Here is a 14869-nt window from a genome sequence, read left to right on the forward strand (position 1 = left end):
CTATGGCGTCGAATCTTTTACACCGGAGGCCCATAGGCCAACTTGAAAATCCCGACTATCTTTAGGCCACACACCCAAGTCTTTTCGCATTTCATACAGTAGTCGAGATAAAAGCAGATCGTGGCGTTCCCGGCTTGGGCTTGGACGGCTTCGCCTAGTTTCGTGCTGGAACGCCTGTAGCGCATGAATGACAGGTTGCGGCGCGATCAAATTGAGGTTGTTGCACGCTCGCGCGAAAGTCCTTTGCCCTTCGGGAGTATCTTCGCCGGCAATGATGCCGCTGAGACTTGCGACAAATTCCTTGTAGTAAGCCAAGCGCTCTTTTCGCACATCGGCTTCTCTTTCGCGCTTCTTAGTCAAGCTATAGGTGACGACTGCCAAAACGGTAGCGCCACCTGCTGTCACCAAGGCTGTAGCAAAATCTGCTGACATGAATTCTCCCTTGGAGTTAGTGCACACCCGTGTTGCTAGTGAACTTAATCGCCTCTCCCTCAACCACGACATGCCTGTCGTTATTGCTGCGGTCACTGCGCACGATCACCGCATCCGCGCCAATCTCCGCACCTGCTGCCTGTAGCTGCGGGATGGCGTCGCTAACCGTGGGGTCAGTCCAGCCAGGCTTGTAGCGGTTGGCGGAGACGATGCCGATGGAGGTGTACGCGCGCTGCGGTGGCGAGTAGAGGATTTGGACTTGGTTCGCGTTAGTCGGCGCATAAAGCGTCGGCAAGTTGCTGTGTGCCTGGTACGTGCTGCACCCGGCAAGCGCGCACACGAGTGCGATGCCCACAAGAATCTTCATGCTGTCCCCTGTTGCCGCCCTCATCGAAGGCATGCCGTAAGTATTCACCTATCGAGGGTCAGGTGCCACCAGGTGAAGGCGTGTAGAAAAAAGCCCTCGCGTATGCGAGGGCCTGGTCGCTACTTTTTCTTCGGCGGCGGCCCTTTCGGCGGCGGCCGGTTGTGCTCTTCCTCCGTCGTCTTCGGATGCGTCTTGGCGTACTTCTCCGTGACGAACTTGCCGCTGCCAGAATCACGGAAGTTCGGTGGCCCTTTCTTACTGGACATGACCTGTTCCTTTGCTTGCCCGGCATTGGGCGGCTCCATTATCCACGGCCCATGTCTCAACCCTTGAGACAGTGCCGGCTAGTGCCCTCGCGCAAGGCCTCCACGGCGTGCTGCACGGGCCTTGTGACCAGAGGGGCAACATGGTGCGGTTAGGCGGCGTGTGGCGCGCTTGGGCAGCTGGTGCTGCTGGCGTGGGGCGCTGGCCATGTCGTGCAGTTGTGGCGGTAACGTTGGCGGTAGCTTTGCGGTAGGCTGCCTGGAATCCTTGCCATCTTTGAAGTTCGAGTCCCCCCTTGGGCACCACATAGCGTTTCGGGGACTCTCATCGAGAATCCGGGAAACACCTGAAGAACCGCGCTCCGGCGCGTTTTTTTTGTTTGTGGCTTGGCGTGGTCTCCAGACATGCATCGATATGTCGGTGGCAGGGCTTGTTCTGCAGGGGCGGCCAGGATGATGCTTGGGTTTGCGGGCGCGCCGTCGCGCCCAGTCAGGCCTTGCTGTCCGCGCCCTGGAGGGAGAACGATCATGCGCACGTTGTCTTTCTGCATCGCCTTTAGCTGGGGACTGGCCGCGCTCTCCGGTCGGCCAGGCGCCGCCGCGGCGGCTGAAGCGGCCACACCCAGCTTCGACTGTCAGCGCGCCAACGGCTCGGTGCAAAAGCTCATCTGCAGCGATTCTGGCTTGACAGTGCTCGATCGGCGGATGGCGAGCGTCTATGCCGCGGCGCTCGCCAAGTCAGCCAACCAGCATCCGCCGGTGCTGAAGGCCGAGCAGCGAGGCTGGATCAAGGGGCGTGACGATTGCTGGAAGAGCGCGGACCTGCATGCCTGCGTGCAGGACAGCTATCGCCAGCGCATCGCCGAACTGCAGGCGCGCTACGCGTTGGTGGCAGGTCGTGGACCGTTTGCCTATGCCTGCAACGGCAGTGCGAGCGACGAACTGGTGGCGACGTTCTATGCCACCGATCCGGCCGCGGCGATCGTGGAACGCGGCGACCGCAGCGTGCTGATGTTCCAGCAACCTTCGGCCAGCGGTGCGCGTTATGCCGGGCCCAACGAGACGTTCTGGGACAAAGGTGGCGAGGCCCGCGTGACCTGGGGTTACCAGGCACCGGCAATGAGCTGTCGCCGAAAGGACGGCTGAGGCCGGATCACGTCGCCGCGCGCCGCTCCAGGCGCTGCGCGATCTGCCGTCGCCATTCCCCGGACAAGGCCGGCACCGTCAGCGCCCGGCGCAGCAGGGTCGTGGCGGCTGGATCGTTCGGTGCGAGATAGGCCGCAAACAGGTCGCGGATGCTGATCTTCTCGGTTGGCGAATCCACCACGTTCACGGCATCGCCGGCACGGATCGTGCCTTGCTGCAACACGCGCAGGTAGGCGCCGCTGCGCAGGGACCCGGCAAACAGCCGTGGCATGGCCGGATTGCCGAAGCGCAGCCCGAGCTTGAAGCACGGCACGCGCGGCTGGGTGACCACGAAACGGGCGCTGCCGATGGCGAGCGTGTCGCCCAGGTACAAGGTCGCCTCGTCAAGCCCGGCCACGGTGAGGTTCTCGCCGAACTGACCATGCGCAAACGCCGCGTCGATGCCGAGCGTCTCCTGCCACCAGGCGTAGTGCTCCAGGCTGTAGGCATACACGGCCTTGTCCTGTCCGCCGTGATGCACGAGGTCGGCCTGTCCGTCGCCGTCGAGCTGTGCCGCGTGAACGCGGACCGCGCCACTGACCGGACGCTTGAAGATGCCGGTCTGCACCGTGCCGGCGCCATGCGCGATGGCCTGGGGCAGCGCGACGCTGATGGTGGCGAGGGTCATCGGCATGTCGTGGGTTCTTGCGCTCAAGGGCGGTCCATGATGTCGCAGGGCGTAAAAATTTTTACGAAGATTTTATGCATCCGCGCCGATTTTCGTTCTTTTCGCCTGCCGATTTCCGCACAATGCGCGCCTTGCCACGACAACCCGGCACCGGGTGGTGCGGGCGTGGCGTGAAGCGACGGTGCCACCGTCGCCGGGAGTCTTCGCAATGCAAGCTTCATCGAAACGGCGCGTAGCGGCCTTGGCCCTGGGCGCCGTCGGCGTGGTCTATGGGGACATCGGCACCAGCCCGCTGTACACGCTCAAGGAAGTATTCGGCCCGCACGGTGTGCCGGCCTCGCATGACAACGTGCTCGGTGCGTTGAGCCTGGTGTTCTGGTCGCTGATCCTCGTGGTGTCGGTGAAGTATCTGCTGTTCATCATGCGCGCGGACAACAAGGGCGAAGGCGGCATCATGGCGCTGATGGCGCTGGCCCAGCGCAGTGCGCGCGACCTGCCGCGGCTGCGTCTGGCCATCGCCGTGCTGGGCATCTTTGGCGCGGCGTTGTTCTACGGCGACGGCGTGATCACCCCGGCCATGTCGGTGCTGTCGGCGGTGGAGGGGCTGAAGGTGGCCGCGCCGCACCTGGAACACTACGTGGTGCCGATCACCGTGGGCGTGATCCTGGCCCTGTGCTGGGTGCAGAAGCGCGGCACGGAGCGTATCGGCGCGGTATTCGGCCCGGTCTGTGCGGTGTGGTTCGTGAGTATTGCCGCGTTGGGCGTGCTTGGTATCGCGCGGCACCCGACGGTGCTCTACGCACTGTTGCCGACGTACGGCGTGGCGTTCTTCACGCACAACCATGCCGAGGCGTTTTTTGCGCTGGGCGCCGTGGTGCTCGCCGTGACTGGCACCGAGGCGCTGTATGCCGACATGGGCCATTTCGGCAAGGGGCCTATCCGCCTCGCATGGTTCAACTTCGTGCTGCCGGCGTTGGTGCTGAACTATTTCGGGCAGGGCGCACTGATCCTGCACGACCCGGGCGCCATCGCCAATCCGTTCTACCACCTGGTGCCGCGCGCGCTGCTTTATCCGATGATCGCGCTGGCTACGGCGGCCGCGGTGATTGCTTCGCAGGCGGTGATCTCGGGTGCTTTCTCAATGACCCGGGAGGCGATGCAACTGGGCTACGTGCCACGTATGCAGGTGATGCACACCTCGCATGAGATGTCCGGCCAGGTCTTCGTGCCGTGGATCAACCGCGCGCTGTTGGTGCTGATCGTGCTGGCCGTGGTCGGCTTCCGCTCGTCGGACAACCTCGGCTCGGCCTATGGCATCGCAGTGACCGGCACGATGGTGATCACCACGCTGCTCGCGCTGATCGTGGCGCGTTGGCAGTGGGGCTGGAGCGTGCCGGCGGTGCTGGCGACCGGGCTGGGCCTGCTCACGGTAGATCTGGGTTTCTTCAGCGCCAACATCATCAAGATCGAGTCCGGCGGCTGGTTCCCTCTGGCCCTGGGCCTGGTGGTGTTCCTGCTGATGACGACCTGGCGCCGCGGACGCGAACTGGTGGTGCGCGAGATCCAGCAGGGCGGGCTGGCCATTGCGCCATTCATCGTCAACATGATCGAGCACCCGCCGGTGCGTGTGGCCGGCACGGCCGTGTTCCTCACCGGCAACGCCAACACGGTGCCGCACGCGCTGCTGCACAACCTCAAGCACAACAAGGTGTTGCACGAGCGCAACGTGCTGCTGACGGTGGAAACGCTGGAAACCCCGCTGGCCGAGGCCGACGAGCAGATCGAGTGGACGGCGCTGGACGGCGGCTTCGGGCGCCTGCGCCTGCGCTTCGGCTTTGCCGAGGATCCGGACGTGCCGGCCCGCCTGGCCCAGGCCGGCCGCAGCGGCATCACGTTCGACATGATGGACACTACGTTCTTCGTGTCGCGCGAGAGCGTGGTGGCCGGCACCCGCCGCCGTGGCATGGCGCTGTGGCGGGAGAAGCTGTTCGTGCTGATGGCGCGCAACGCGATGCCCGCCACCGCATTCTTCCAGATTCCCGGCAACCGGCTGATCGAGCTGGGAGCGCAGGTAGAAATCTAGGCCTTGCCCGCCGAGCGTCGTGCCAGCACGATCGATCTCGTGCCGCCCGGCTCACCTGCTGGAGTTCCATCCATGACTAGCTCGGCCCCCCGTGTGCTGGTGATCGACGACGAGGCGCAGATCCGCCGCTTCCTCGACATCGGGCTGCGTGCCGAGGGCTACCAGGTGCTGCAGGCCGCCACGGCGGCGGAAGGACTGGCGCTCGCGGCCACCCAATCGCCGGACCTGATCATCCTGGACATCGGCCTGCCCGACCGCGAGGGGCACGAAGTGCTGGCCGAGCTGCGCCAGTGGAGCAGCGTGCCGGTGATGATGCTGTCCGTGCGCGACTCGGAGAGCCAGAAGGTGCAGGCGCTCGATCACGGCGCCAACGATTACGTAACCAAGCCGTTCGGCATCCAGGAGCTGATGGCCCGTCTGCGGGTGTTGCTGCGCAGCCGCGTCGCGGCTGCCAGCACCGAGGCGTCGCCGCGCTACGACGACGGTCACCTGGTGATCGACCAGATGCGTCGCGAGGTGCAGCTGGACGGTGCCCCCGTGGCGCTTACCCGCAAGGAGTACGCCGTGCTGGCGCTGCTGCTGCGTCATGCCGGGCGGGTGGTCAGTCAGCAGCAGCTGCTGCGCGAGGTTTGGGGCGCCACCCACGTACAGGACACCCACTACCTGCGTATCGTCGTCGGGCGGCTGCGGCAGAAGCTGGGCGACGATCCGGCCGCGCCGCGCTGGCTCAAGACCGAGCCGGGCGTGGGTTATCGCTTCCTGACAGGCGAGCCTGACTGAGGGCTTATTCGGCGTCGGCCTTGCGCCGGCGCCGCCGCGGCTGCGGCTGAGCCAGCAGCGACTGCAGATAGGCCACGCCTTCCTCCTCCGGGAAGAACGCCACCACGTCGGCCACCGTCAGGTTGTGCCGAGCGCGCAGCGCCAGGAACTCCTCACGCACGCGGGCCAGCCGCTCCGCCTCGGCGGCCTTGGTGCTGGGCCGGCCGCGCTTTTTCGGGGCAGCCGGTGTGGGCGCGGGCGCTGCGGGGGGCGGTGCCTCGGCGGGCTTGTCTTTCGCCTTGGCCGCATCCAGCGCGGCCAGCTCGGCCTGGAACTGGCGGAAATCGTAACTGCTCATGGGGTCAAGCTAGGTGGCTGAGGAGGAGCACCATCTTCGCATGGCGCCCCGTCTGCTGTGGCTTCACGGTGCCACCACGGCCGCCGGCGCGGCCTGTCGCCATGCGCGCAGACCCATCGCCGCCAGCACGATGAACCCGGCATACAGCACCGAGGTGATCAGCAGGTGCTTGTAGACGTATTCCCCCACGTAGATCACGTCGACGGTGATCCACAGCCACCAGGCGGCGATATGCCGTCGGCCCTGCCACCACTGCGCCACCAGGCTGAAGCTGGTGAGGGCGGCGTCCAGCCACGGCAAGGCGGCATCGGTCCAGCGGTGCATCACGTAGCCCAGCGCCAGCGCGCCCGCCACGCCGATAGCCGTGTGTGCCGCCGCCGCCGCGAACGGCAGCGGCGCCACCTGCACGCGGCCGTCGTCGCCCAGATGGCGCAGCCAGCGACGCCAGCCGTAGACGATGAGCCCGGCGAAGGCCAGCTGGAGCAAGGCGTCGGAATACAGCTTCGCATCGACGAAGATGCCGCCGTAGACCAGCACCGAGACCAGTCCCACCGGCCAGCACCACGGACGGCGCTGGGCGGTAAGCCACACCGCCCACGCACTGATCAACGCCCCGACCAGCTCGACCAGGGTCATCTTCAGAACCCGACCGTGACCGACAGCCGCGCCAGTCGCGGTGAGCCGGGAAACAGATAGCTGTCTCCGCCGGTACTGCCGGTGTCGCGCCAGTAGAAGCGGTTGAACAGGTTATCCACGCTCAGGTGCCAGGTCATCGCGTGGCCGCCCCAGTCGGTGGTGTAACGCAGGCCGGCGTCAAACACGTTGTACGCCGGCACGCGGGCGCGACCGTCCGGCGTGGCCGGGTTGGCACTGGCATAGCGCCAGCCACCTAGCAGGCCGATATTGGCCGCCACCGGCAGGCGGTAGTCCAGATAGAGGGCCGAACGCAGACGCGGCACGTTGACGATCTGGTGGCCTTCGTAGGCGGGTGTGCCGGTGTCGTGCGCGCGGGCCTGGATCAGATTGACGCTGGCGGTGAGACGCAGCCTGTCGTTCACCCGTCCGGCGGCTTGAAGCTCCAGTCCGGTATGCACCTGCTGGCCGTGCTGGACGAAGGTGAAGCCGTAGGTCGAGCTGTCCGGCTGCGCGTACTGATAAGGCTGGCGGATGCGGTACAGCGCCCCCTGCAAGCTGAGCGCATCGCTCCACTCGTACTTCACGCCGGCCTCGACCTGGCGCGAGTGCACGGGCGCCAGGATCGCGCCGCCATTGGTGGTCCAGTAGGGCGCCTCGGCGCCCCGCGACAGGTTCTCGCTGTAGCTGGCATACACCGTGAGCGGGGCACTCGGCTGCCACAAAAGCGCCGCCTGCGGCAGGGTCTTGCTCAGGCGCGTGTGGCGTTCCAGCACGAGGCCGGTGTCGTCGTAGGCGCGCTCGTCCAGCCGCACGAAGCGGGCGCCCGCCAGCAACTGCCACTGCGTGCCGAAGTGCACGCGATCCAGCGCGAACAGCGCGCGCTGCCAGCTGGTGAAGGTGCGCGCGGAGGCGCCCGGCTGGTTCGGCGAGGGCGCGAAGTAGGGCGGGTCGACCTGGTCGATGTTGCCGGTGCCGACGTAGTCGTACACGTAGGGGCGCTGGTCCAGCGTGCGGCGGAACGCGCTGGCGCCCAGAGTCATCTCGTGGCTGAGGCTGCCGGTGTCGAAGCCGCCCTTGAGCACGGCGCGCACTTCGTCGTTCTGGCGGGTGTCGCCGGGGCTGCGGAAATCGTAGATGTCGTAGTCGCCGTTGGGGGCGAAGAACTGCCCGGGATAGTCACCAGTGGCGCACTGCGGCGCGTAGAAGCAGCCGTAGGCGAAGGCCACGTTGTCGTTGATGACCGTGTGGCTGTGGCTGGCCGAGAGTTGCGCGCTCCACTGGTCGCTGAAGCGGTAGTTGAGACGGGCCGTGGTGTTGCTGGAATGGATGCCCACCGGCTGCTGCCACGGCTCGTAGCCGAGCAGGCGCGTGTTGCTCGGGTGCGCCGGAATCGTGGTGCCGCCGAGCAGCTGGTAGCCGGAGACCGAGCGCTGGCCGCTGGTCTGGTAGTTGCTGTCCAGCTCCAGTGTGGCGCGCTCGCTGATCTTCCAGTCCGCGGCCAGCGACAGGAAGCTGCGGCGGCCGGGCGTGTGCTGCACGTAGGAGTGGATGTTTTCATGCGCGGCGTTCACGCGCACTCCGAACGTGGGGCTGAGCCATCCGCCCACGTCCACCGCGGCGTAGCGTGAGCCGTGCGAGTCGGTTCCAAGCGTGGCGGTGCGCACTTCGGCCGGTCGCTTGCTGACGTAGTTCACCAGGCCGCCCGGCGCCACGATGCCCGCCTCCAGCCCGCCCAGGCCCTTGAGGATCTCCACCCGCTGCTTGTCTTCCAGCGGCGTGAGCTGTTCGCCGTTGATGGTCATGTCGTTGAGGCGGTAGGCGGTGGCCAGGTCGAGCACGAAGCCCCGGATCGCCAGATCCTGGTAGTAGCCCACCGGCGCGTAGTTGTCGCCTACCGCGGCGTCGGCGCGGGCCAGCTCGCTGAGCGTGCGGGGCTGGCGATCGTCGATCTGGTCGCGGGTGATCACCGTGACCGACGCGGGCGTGTCGTGCAGCGGCGCATTGCCGAAGCTGCCGAAGGTGTCCACCTGCGCACTCTCCGCGCGATAGCCCTTGTCGGTGGTGGCGGTCACCTGCACCGCACCCAGGCGCTTGGTCTGCGCGGGATCGTGCGCTGCGTCGTCGGCCGCACGCGACGGCGCGGCCGCAGCGAGCGCCAGCGCGGAAACGAGGGCGGCAGCGAGGGGATGGCGGTGCAGGAGGGTCATGGTCGTCGTCGTCTCAGAAGGGCAGGACGAAGCGACGGCGCACCATCGGCGCACGGACGTGCGCGATGCTGCTGCAAGCTCCCTACGCCGGTGCTAGCCGGATCAGGTTCCAAGGGACTCTCTCAGCCCGGCGTTTCGCCGGGCACCCCCGCTTCAAGGGGCGCATTGAACCACGAAATGCGGTCGCTGCGTCAGGCCGCGGTGCGAATGGCGTCCAGCAGGATCTGCCCAGGCGGCGTGGAGAACCAGGCGGCATGGCCGCGCAGGAAGGTGTCGTAGGCGACATCCGCGGCATGCGCGTCCTGCGTGACGGCGTGGAAGTACTCGACCTCCGACAGCGAGAAATCCACGTGCACTACCGGCAGCAGATCGGCGAGCAAATGGACGTCCGAACGCTCCAGCGGGCGCACCTGGCGATAGCCATCGATCAGCGCGAGCGCGATGTCGGCATGTACGGCGGCCACGCCGCGATCGAGCTCCAGCCAGGCGATCGCGTTGCGCTCGATGGCGGTGGCCAGATCGAACAGCGCGAAGGTGGCGGCGGACAGGCCAAAGTCGAGCACGGTGGTCACTGTCGCGTCATCACGGTCGCCGCTCCAGCAGAGATTGGACACGTGCCAGTCGCCGTGCGTCCACAGTCGCGGCTGGGTGGCGAGCGCCGGCCGGGCGTGCTGCCAGGGGGCGAAGACCGCTGCGAGGTCGCCGCGCCAGTCGCGTTTGTGCAAGTAGTCGACCAGGCCGGGGCGCTGGTGCAGCTGCGCGGCGAGCGCCTGCACGGGGTCGGCTGCCGTGATCAGTTCGCTGCGCGCCACCAGCCGGTGCGTGTTGCGCTGGGGTGCGTCGTATCCCTCTGCGCTCTCGTGCAGGCGGGCGAGCATCCGGCCGGCGCTGGCGGCGTGCGCGGCGCGGCCGGGCGGCGACCAGGAGATCGCCTCGCGATACAGGTCGACACCGGCGGCCTGGGCGTGCACCTCGTACACCCAGTCGCCGCGCACCATCGCCGTCTCGCCATGCGCATCGGCAAACAACCGGGCAAGCGGCAACCCGGTGCGCTGCAGGTGCGCGATGAACGCATGCTCCTCGCGCAGGACATCGCCACTGCGTACGCGGCGGTGGTGGCGCTTGACGAACACGGTGCCACCCGCGGTGTGCACCAGGCACGCCGCGGACAGGGGACGCGGACTGTGCCAGAGGATCTGCCGCGCCGACGCAAGCGAAGGGATGTCCGCCAGCAGGGCGCGCACCTCGTGCTCGGTGAGGGTGGGCCAGTCCGCGGCAATCTCGTCGCCGGCCAGGCCGTGCACGCGGTGGGAGGAATCGGTCATCGTCGAGGTCGCGCGGGAAGGCAAGCGGGCGATTATCGCGCAAGCCGCGCCGCGCGCTGCGCGGGCAGCTTTCGCGGTCATGCGCCATCGCGTCTAATGTCAGTCCCGTCTGTTGCCGTGTGTTGTCCTCGATGAGTGCGTTGCTGCTGCTGTTCGTCTGTCTGGTGCTCGGTGCGCTGGTGGCGCGTTTCGCCCGTCCGCCCGCCGGCATCGTGCAGGGACTGAACTGGTGGGTGCTCAACGTGGCGCTGCCGGCGCTGGTGCTGGCGATGATTCCGCGGGTGCAGTTCGATCGGCACACCTGGTTCCCCGTCGCGACGATGTGGGTGACGTTCTTCGGTGCGTGGGCACTGTTTGCTTCACTCGGGCGGGCGATGCACTGGCCACGTGCGCGCGTCGGCGCGCTGACCCTGGTGTGTGGTCTGGGCAACACCTCGTTCATGGGTTATCCGATGGTGGAGGCCATGCACGGCAAGCCGGGGCTGGCGCTGGCGGTGGTGGCCGACCAGCTGGGCTGTTTTCCGTTGCTCGCCGCTGGCGGCATCGTGGTGGCGTCGCTGTACTCCGGCCGCCGGCCCAGTGCAGCGCTGGTAGTGCGGCGCATCGTCACGTTTCCCGCGTTCATTGCCTTGCTGATTGGCATCGTGGCGGGCATGGCCGGCGGCTGGCCCCCGGTGCTCGACCATCTGTTCCTGCAACTGGGTCAAACGCTGACGCCGCTGGCGCTGTTCTCGGTGGGCCTGCAGTTCAAGCTGCATCTGCAGCGCGACCAGGTTGGTGCGCTGTCGGCAGGGCTGGGCTGGAAGCTGCTGCTGGCGCCGCTGGCAGGCTGGGCATTGGGCCGGGCGCTGGGCGTGGATGGCCTCACGCTCTCGGTGGGCGTGCTGCAGGCCGCAATGGCGCCGATGATCTCCGCGGCGATCCTGGCCGACCAGTACGAGCTGGAGCCGCGCCTGGCCAACACGGTGCTGGGCGCCGGCATCGTGCTGTCGCTGGCCACGGTGCCACTGGCCAACCTGCTGATGGGCGGTTAGCCATGACGACCGAACTGGCGGAAGTGCGTCTGGACGTCTGGCTTTGGGCGGCGCGATTCTTCAAGACGCGCAGCCTGGCCAAGCAGGCTGTCGGCGGCGGCACGGTGGAATTCAACGGTGGACCGTGCAAGGCCGCGCGCGCCGTGCGGCCTGGGGATCGGCTGAGCGTGCGTCGCGGCGAGGAAACGATGGAGGTGGAGGTGCTCGGCCTCTCTGAGCAGCGCGGTCCGGCACCGGTTGCCCAGGCGCTGTACCGCGAGAGCGACGCCAGCCGGCTGGCCCGTGAGGTGGCGCGCGAGCAGCGTCGCCTTGTCGGCGCGTCGGTGCGTCCGCCCGGACGACCGGGCAAGCACGATCGCGCTGCGCTGCGTCGGCTCAAGGACAGCAGCGGCAACGACGAAATCTGAGCGTACGCGCACACTGCGCGTGCATCGCATGCGTCGTCCGATTGCGCCGGAACGCGGCACGGCCGAGACTACCGGCGGGGTTTATGAGGGGAGGGCGACATGTCCGGATTCGATCTGTTCAAGCGTTTGCTGGGCAGTAGCGGTGAGCGTCGGCAGCATCTGCCGCGCACCCAGGCCGTCCGTGGTGCACGCATGCTGGTCGTCGACGACTCGCCGACGATCCGTGCCGTGCTCGGCAAGATGCTGCGACAGGATGGCTATGCCGTCTCCGTGGCCGGCGACGGTGAGTCCGCGCTGGCGTTGGCGCGTAGCGAAAAGCCACAGCTGATCTTCCTGGACATCGTGATGCCGGGAATGAACGGCTTCGCGGTGCTGCGCGCACTGCGGCGCGAGCCGGATACGCACGGCATCCCCATTGTGATGATCAGCGGCAACCTGCAGGCCACCGAGCAGTTCTACGTGCAGCGCTTTGGCGCCGACGATTTCATGAAGAAGCCGTTCGGTCGGGCCGAAGTGTTCATGCGCATCCAGCAACTGGTGGAGGCGGGGAGGCTTCCCGCACGCGACCCGGTGCTCGATCCGCCGCAGGATCTGCCGACCGAACCGCTGGAGACAATCGACGCAATTCCCGACGTAGCACTGCCCGATGCCGACGATCCACACATGGTGCCCCCGGTGATCACCGGGCCGCTGCTGGAGCCGCACGACGATGCCGAGCCGCCGCTCGCCAAGCCCGCAACCACCGACAAGCCGGGCTGAGCGCGGTCATCGGATAAACACGCTCGCCACACCGGCAGCAACGAAGAAGGCACGGGTGTCGCCACCTGTGCCTTTTCGTTTCGTGCATCGACCGTGGAGGACGCGCCCGGCCGTTCGCGGCCGCACGCCAGGCTCAGGCGAGGTTGAAGCGATCCAGGTTCATCACCTTGGTCCAGGCCGTCACGAAGTCATGCACGAACTTCGCGCGCCCGTCGGCGCTCGCGTAGACCTCGGCTAGCGCACGCAGCACCGCGTTCGAGCCGAACACCAGGTCGGCCCGCGTGCCGGTGTATTTCACCGCGCCGGTCTTGCGGTCGCGGCCCTCGAAATAGTCGCCGGTGGGCTTCCACGCCGTGGCCATGTCCAGCAGGTTGACGAAGAAGTCGTTGCTGAGCACCCCGGGGCGGTCGGTGAACACACCATGCCGACTGCCGTCGAAGTTCGCCCCCAGGACGCGCAGGCCACCCACCAGGGAGGTCATCTCCGGCGCGGTGAGGGTGAGCAACTGGGCCTTGTCCACCAGCAGGTGCTCGGCCGGTGCCGGTACGCCGGGGCGGACGTAGTTGCGAAAACCGTCGGCGAGCGGTTCGAGGTACTTGAACGAATCGACGTCGGTCTGCTCGGCGCTGGCGTCGACCCGGCCGGGCGAGAACGGCACGGTGAGATCGAGCCCGGCAGCCTTGGCCGCCATCTCGATGCCCACGCCGCCGGCCAGCACGATCAGGTCGGCCAGCGAGGCCTTGCCGGATGCCTTCTGGATCGCCTCCAGCGTCGGCAGCGCCTTGACCGCTGCGGCGTTGACCGGCCAATCCCTCTGCGGGGCCAGGCGGATGCGCGCGCCGTTGGCGCCACCGCGCTTGTCGCCGCCGCGGAAGGGCGAGGCCGACGCCCAGGCGATCGACACCAGCTGCGACACACTCAGCCCGGAGCCGGCGATCTTCGCCTTGAGATCGGCGATGTCGGCCGCCGTCGGCTGGTGCGTGGCGGCGGGCAGCGGGTCTTGCCACAGCAGGTCTTCGGCTGGCACTTCGGGGCCGAGATAGCGCGCCTTGGGACCGAGGTCGCGATGGGTCAGCTTGAACCAGGCGCGGGCGTAGGCGTCGGCAAAGGCCCGCGGATCGTCGCGGAACCTGCGCGAGATCTTTTCGTAGGCCGGATCGAAGCGCAGCGACAGGTCGGTGGTGAGCATGGTGGGACGGCGTGGCGGCGAATCCGGCGTCGGGCCGGGGATGATCGCCTCGGCGCCCTTGGCCACCCACTGGTGCGCGCCGGCCGGGCTCTTCTCCAGCTCCCATTCGAAGTCGAACAGGAAGTTGAAGTAGTCGTTGCTCCACTTCACCGGGGTGCGCGTCCAGGTCACTTCCAGACCGGAGGTGATCGCGTCCTTGCCGGTACCGCTCTGGTAGGTGCTGGCCCAGCCGAACCCCTGCTGTTCGAGCGACGAGCCTTCCGGCTCGATGCCCACGTGGGTGGCTGGACCTGCGCCGTGCGTCTTGCCGATGGTGTGGCCACCGGCGATCAGCGCCACGGTCTCCTCGTCGTTCATCGCCATGCGCGCGAAGGTCTCGCGGATGTCGTGCGCCGCTGCGACCGGATCGGGCTTGCCGTCCGGGCCTTCCGGGTTCACGTAGATCAGGCCCATCTGCACGGCGGCCAGCGGGTTGTCCAGGTTGCGCTCGCCGGGCTTGCTGGCGGCATAGCGGCTGTTGGGCGTGTCGCTGGTGGCCAGCCACTGGGTCTCGTTGCCCCAGGTGACATCCAGGTCCGGTTCCCACACGTCCTCACGCCCGCCGGCGAAACCGAACGGCTTGAAGCCGGCCGATTCCAGCGCGACGTTGCCGGCGAGCACGATCAGGTCGGCCCAGGAGATCTGCTGGCCGTACTTCTGTTTGACCGGCCACAGCAGACGGCGTGCCTTGTCCAGGTTGCCGTTGTCGGGCCACGAATTGAGCGGGGCAAAGCGTTGCTGACCACGTCCGGCGCCGCCGCGGCCGTCGCCGACGCGGTAGGTGCCGGCGCTGTGCCAGGCCATGCGGATCATCAGGCCGGCGTAGTTGCCGAAATCGGCGGGCCACCAGTCCTGCGAGTCGGTCATCAGGGCGAGCAGGTCGCGCTTGAGGGCGGCGTAGTCGAGTTTGGCGAACTGCTCACGGTAGTTGAACGCCTGGCCCAGGGGATTGGACTTTTCCGAGTGCTGGCTCAGCAGTTCCAGTCGGAGCTGGTTGGGCCACCAGTCGCGGCTCGTGGTGCCGCTGCCGGCATGATTGAACGGGCATTTTGCTTCGGTGGACATGATGGTTCTCCCTGAGCCGTTGATACGCGTTGAGCGGTTGATGCGTGCCGTCCGGCCAGCGCCCCTGGCTGCCGGTGCCGCGCTGCCCGCACGACGATGACAGGAGGCGCGGACGCACCATTTGATGACGGTC

At 67.2% G+C, this 14869-nt stretch carries 15 protein-coding genes and 1 riboswitch; of the genes, 6 read left to right on the plus strand and 9 right to left on the minus strand.

Annotated elements, in window-relative coordinates; genetic code table 11:
* The 3 genes from ACTHJF_RS06760 to ACTHJF_RS06770 form a co-directional block, all read right to left on the minus strand.
* Positions 1–432 carry a hypothetical protein gene (locus ACTHJF_RS06760; protein ID WP_440266439.1) on the minus strand — a complete coding sequence of 144 codons (432 nt, stop codon included), beginning with the start codon at positions 430–432 and terminating at the stop codon, positions 1–3.
* A gap of 16 nt (positions 433–448) precedes the next feature.
* Positions 449–799, minus strand: a complete 351-nt coding sequence (locus tag ACTHJF_RS06765) for a hypothetical protein (RefSeq protein WP_440266440.1) — start codon at positions 797–799, stop codon at positions 449–451.
* 119 nt (positions 800–918) lie between these two features.
* On the minus strand, positions 919–1065 hold the full coding sequence (locus ACTHJF_RS06770) for a hypothetical protein (RefSeq protein ID WP_440266441.1): 147 nt from the start codon (positions 1063–1065) through the stop codon (positions 919–921).
* A gap of 525 nt (positions 1066–1590) precedes the next feature.
* Here ACTHJF_RS06770 and ACTHJF_RS06775 point away from each other — a divergent pair.
* A complete protein-coding gene (locus tag ACTHJF_RS06775) occupies positions 1591–2208 on the plus strand; it encodes an MliC family protein (RefSeq protein WP_440266442.1) in 618 nt (205 codons plus the stop codon).
* A 7-nt stretch (positions 2209–2215) separates the two neighbouring features.
* On the opposite strand, the gene ACTHJF_RS06780 is transcribed toward ACTHJF_RS06775, so the two are convergent.
* The gene (locus ACTHJF_RS06780; protein WP_440266443.1) at positions 2216–2902 is read right to left on the minus strand and encodes an MOSC domain-containing protein; all 687 of its coding nucleotides are present in this window, start codon (positions 2900–2902) and stop codon (positions 2216–2218) included.
* A gap of 181 nt (positions 2903–3083) precedes the next feature.
* Between ACTHJF_RS06780 and ACTHJF_RS06785 the strand changes: the two genes are divergently transcribed.
* Together ACTHJF_RS06785 and ACTHJF_RS06790 are read left to right on the plus strand one after the other, a co-directional pair.
* On the plus strand, positions 3084–4958 hold the full coding sequence (locus ACTHJF_RS06785; protein ID WP_440266444.1) for a potassium transporter Kup: 1875 nt from the start codon (positions 3084–3086) through the stop codon (positions 4956–4958).
* A 72-nt stretch (positions 4959–5030) separates the two neighbouring features.
* Positions 5031–5738 carry a response regulator gene (locus ACTHJF_RS06790; RefSeq protein WP_440266445.1) on the plus strand — a complete coding sequence of 236 codons (708 nt, stop codon included), beginning with the start codon at positions 5031–5033 and terminating at the stop codon, positions 5736–5738.
* A gap of 4 nt (positions 5739–5742) precedes the next feature.
* Here the strand turns inward: ACTHJF_RS06790 and ACTHJF_RS06795 are convergent, their stop codons facing one another.
* The 4 genes from ACTHJF_RS06795 to ACTHJF_RS06810 form a co-directional block, all read right to left on the minus strand.
* Entirely contained in the window at positions 5743–6075 is a 333-nt protein-coding gene (locus ACTHJF_RS06795; RefSeq protein WP_440259320.1) for a 2-hydroxyacyl-CoA dehydratase, read from the minus strand.
* Positions 6076–6138: 63 nt separating this feature from the next.
* The gene (pnuC, locus tag ACTHJF_RS06800; protein ID WP_440266446.1) at positions 6139–6711 is read right to left on the minus strand and encodes a nicotinamide riboside transporter PnuC; all 573 of its coding nucleotides are present in this window, start codon (positions 6709–6711) and stop codon (positions 6139–6141) included.
* A 2-nt stretch (positions 6712–6713) separates the two neighbouring features.
* Positions 6714–8918 (minus strand): TonB-dependent siderophore receptor, encoded by a 2205-nt coding sequence (locus ACTHJF_RS06805; protein WP_440266447.1) that lies wholly within the window; start codon positions 8916–8918, stop codon positions 6714–6716.
* 62 nt (positions 8919–8980) lie between these two features.
* Positions 8981–9078: riboswitch (TPP riboswitch) on the minus strand.
* Positions 9079–9109: 31 nt separating this feature from the next.
* Entirely contained in the window at positions 9110–10243 is a 1134-nt protein-coding gene (locus ACTHJF_RS06810; RefSeq protein WP_440266448.1) for a phosphotransferase enzyme family protein, read from the minus strand.
* A 131-nt stretch (positions 10244–10374) separates the two neighbouring features.
* On the opposite strand from ACTHJF_RS06810, the gene ACTHJF_RS06815 reads away from it, so the two are divergent.
* From ACTHJF_RS06815 to ACTHJF_RS06825, 3 genes are all read left to right on the plus strand, one after another.
* Positions 10375–11277, plus strand: a complete 903-nt coding sequence (locus ACTHJF_RS06815) for an AEC family transporter (protein ID WP_440266449.1) — start codon at positions 10375–10377, stop codon at positions 11275–11277.
* Between the two features lie 2 nt (positions 11278–11279).
* Positions 11280–11684: an RNA-binding S4 domain-containing protein gene (locus ACTHJF_RS06820; protein ID WP_440266450.1), complete on the plus strand. Its 405-nt coding sequence runs from the start codon at positions 11280–11282 to the stop codon at positions 11682–11684.
* A 99-nt stretch (positions 11685–11783) separates the two neighbouring features.
* Entirely contained in the window at positions 11784–12443 is a 660-nt protein-coding gene (locus ACTHJF_RS06825; RefSeq protein ID WP_431636951.1) for a response regulator, read from the plus strand.
* Positions 12444–12576: 133 nt separating this feature from the next.
* Here the strand turns inward: ACTHJF_RS06825 and katG are convergent, their stop codons facing one another.
* A complete protein-coding gene (katG, locus tag ACTHJF_RS06830) occupies positions 12577–14736 on the minus strand; it encodes a catalase/peroxidase HPI (RefSeq protein WP_440266451.1) in 2160 nt (719 codons plus the stop codon).
* Positions 14737–14869 lie beyond the last annotated feature (133 nt).

This window comes from Dyella sp. (genome assembly GCF_051962475.1).
GTDB lineage: Bacteria > Pseudomonadota > Gammaproteobacteria > Xanthomonadales > Rhodanobacteraceae > Dyella_A.

Coding starts and splice junctions, on each gene's coding strand:
- ACTHJF_RS06815 (WP_440266449.1), top strand. CDS start 10,375: ATGAGTGCGTTGCTGCTGCTGTTCGTCTGTCTGGTGCTCGGTGCGCTG.
- ACTHJF_RS06820 (WP_440266450.1), top strand. CDS start 11,280: ATGACGACCGAACTGGCGGAAGTGCGTCTGGACGTCTGGCTTTGGGCG.
- ACTHJF_RS06795 (WP_440259320.1), bottom strand. CDS start 6,075: ATGAGCAGTTACGATTTCCGCCAGTTCCAGGCCGAGCTGGCCGCGCTG.
- pnuC (WP_440266446.1), bottom strand. CDS start 6,711: ATGACCCTGGTCGAGCTGGTCGGGGCGTTGATCAGTGCGTGGGCGGTG.
- ACTHJF_RS06805 (WP_440266447.1), bottom strand. CDS start 8,918: ATGACCCTCCTGCACCGCCATCCCCTCGCTGCCGCCCTCGTTTCCGCG.
- ACTHJF_RS06770 (WP_440266441.1), bottom strand. CDS start 1,065: ATGTCCAGTAAGAAAGGGCCACCGAACTTCCGTGATTCTGGCAGCGGC.
- ACTHJF_RS06775 (WP_440266442.1), top strand. CDS start 1,591: ATGCGCACGTTGTCTTTCTGCATCGCCTTTAGCTGGGGACTGGCCGCG.
- ACTHJF_RS06760 (WP_440266439.1), bottom strand. CDS start 432: ATGTCAGCAGATTTTGCTACAGCCTTGGTGACAGCAGGTGGCGCTACC.
- ACTHJF_RS06790 (WP_440266445.1), top strand. CDS start 5,031: ATGACTAGCTCGGCCCCCCGTGTGCTGGTGATCGACGACGAGGCGCAG.
- ACTHJF_RS06825 (WP_431636951.1), top strand. CDS start 11,784: ATGTCCGGATTCGATCTGTTCAAGCGTTTGCTGGGCAGTAGCGGTGAG.
- katG (WP_440266451.1), bottom strand. CDS start 14,736: ATGTCCACCGAAGCAAAATGCCCGTTCAATCATGCCGGCAGCGGCACC.
- ACTHJF_RS06810 (WP_440266448.1), bottom strand. CDS start 10,243: ATGACCGATTCCTCCCACCGCGTGCACGGCCTGGCCGGCGACGAGATT.
- ACTHJF_RS06785 (WP_440266444.1), top strand. CDS start 3,084: ATGCAAGCTTCATCGAAACGGCGCGTAGCGGCCTTGGCCCTGGGCGCC.
- ACTHJF_RS06765 (WP_440266440.1), bottom strand. CDS start 799: ATGAAGATTCTTGTGGGCATCGCACTCGTGTGCGCGCTTGCCGGGTGC.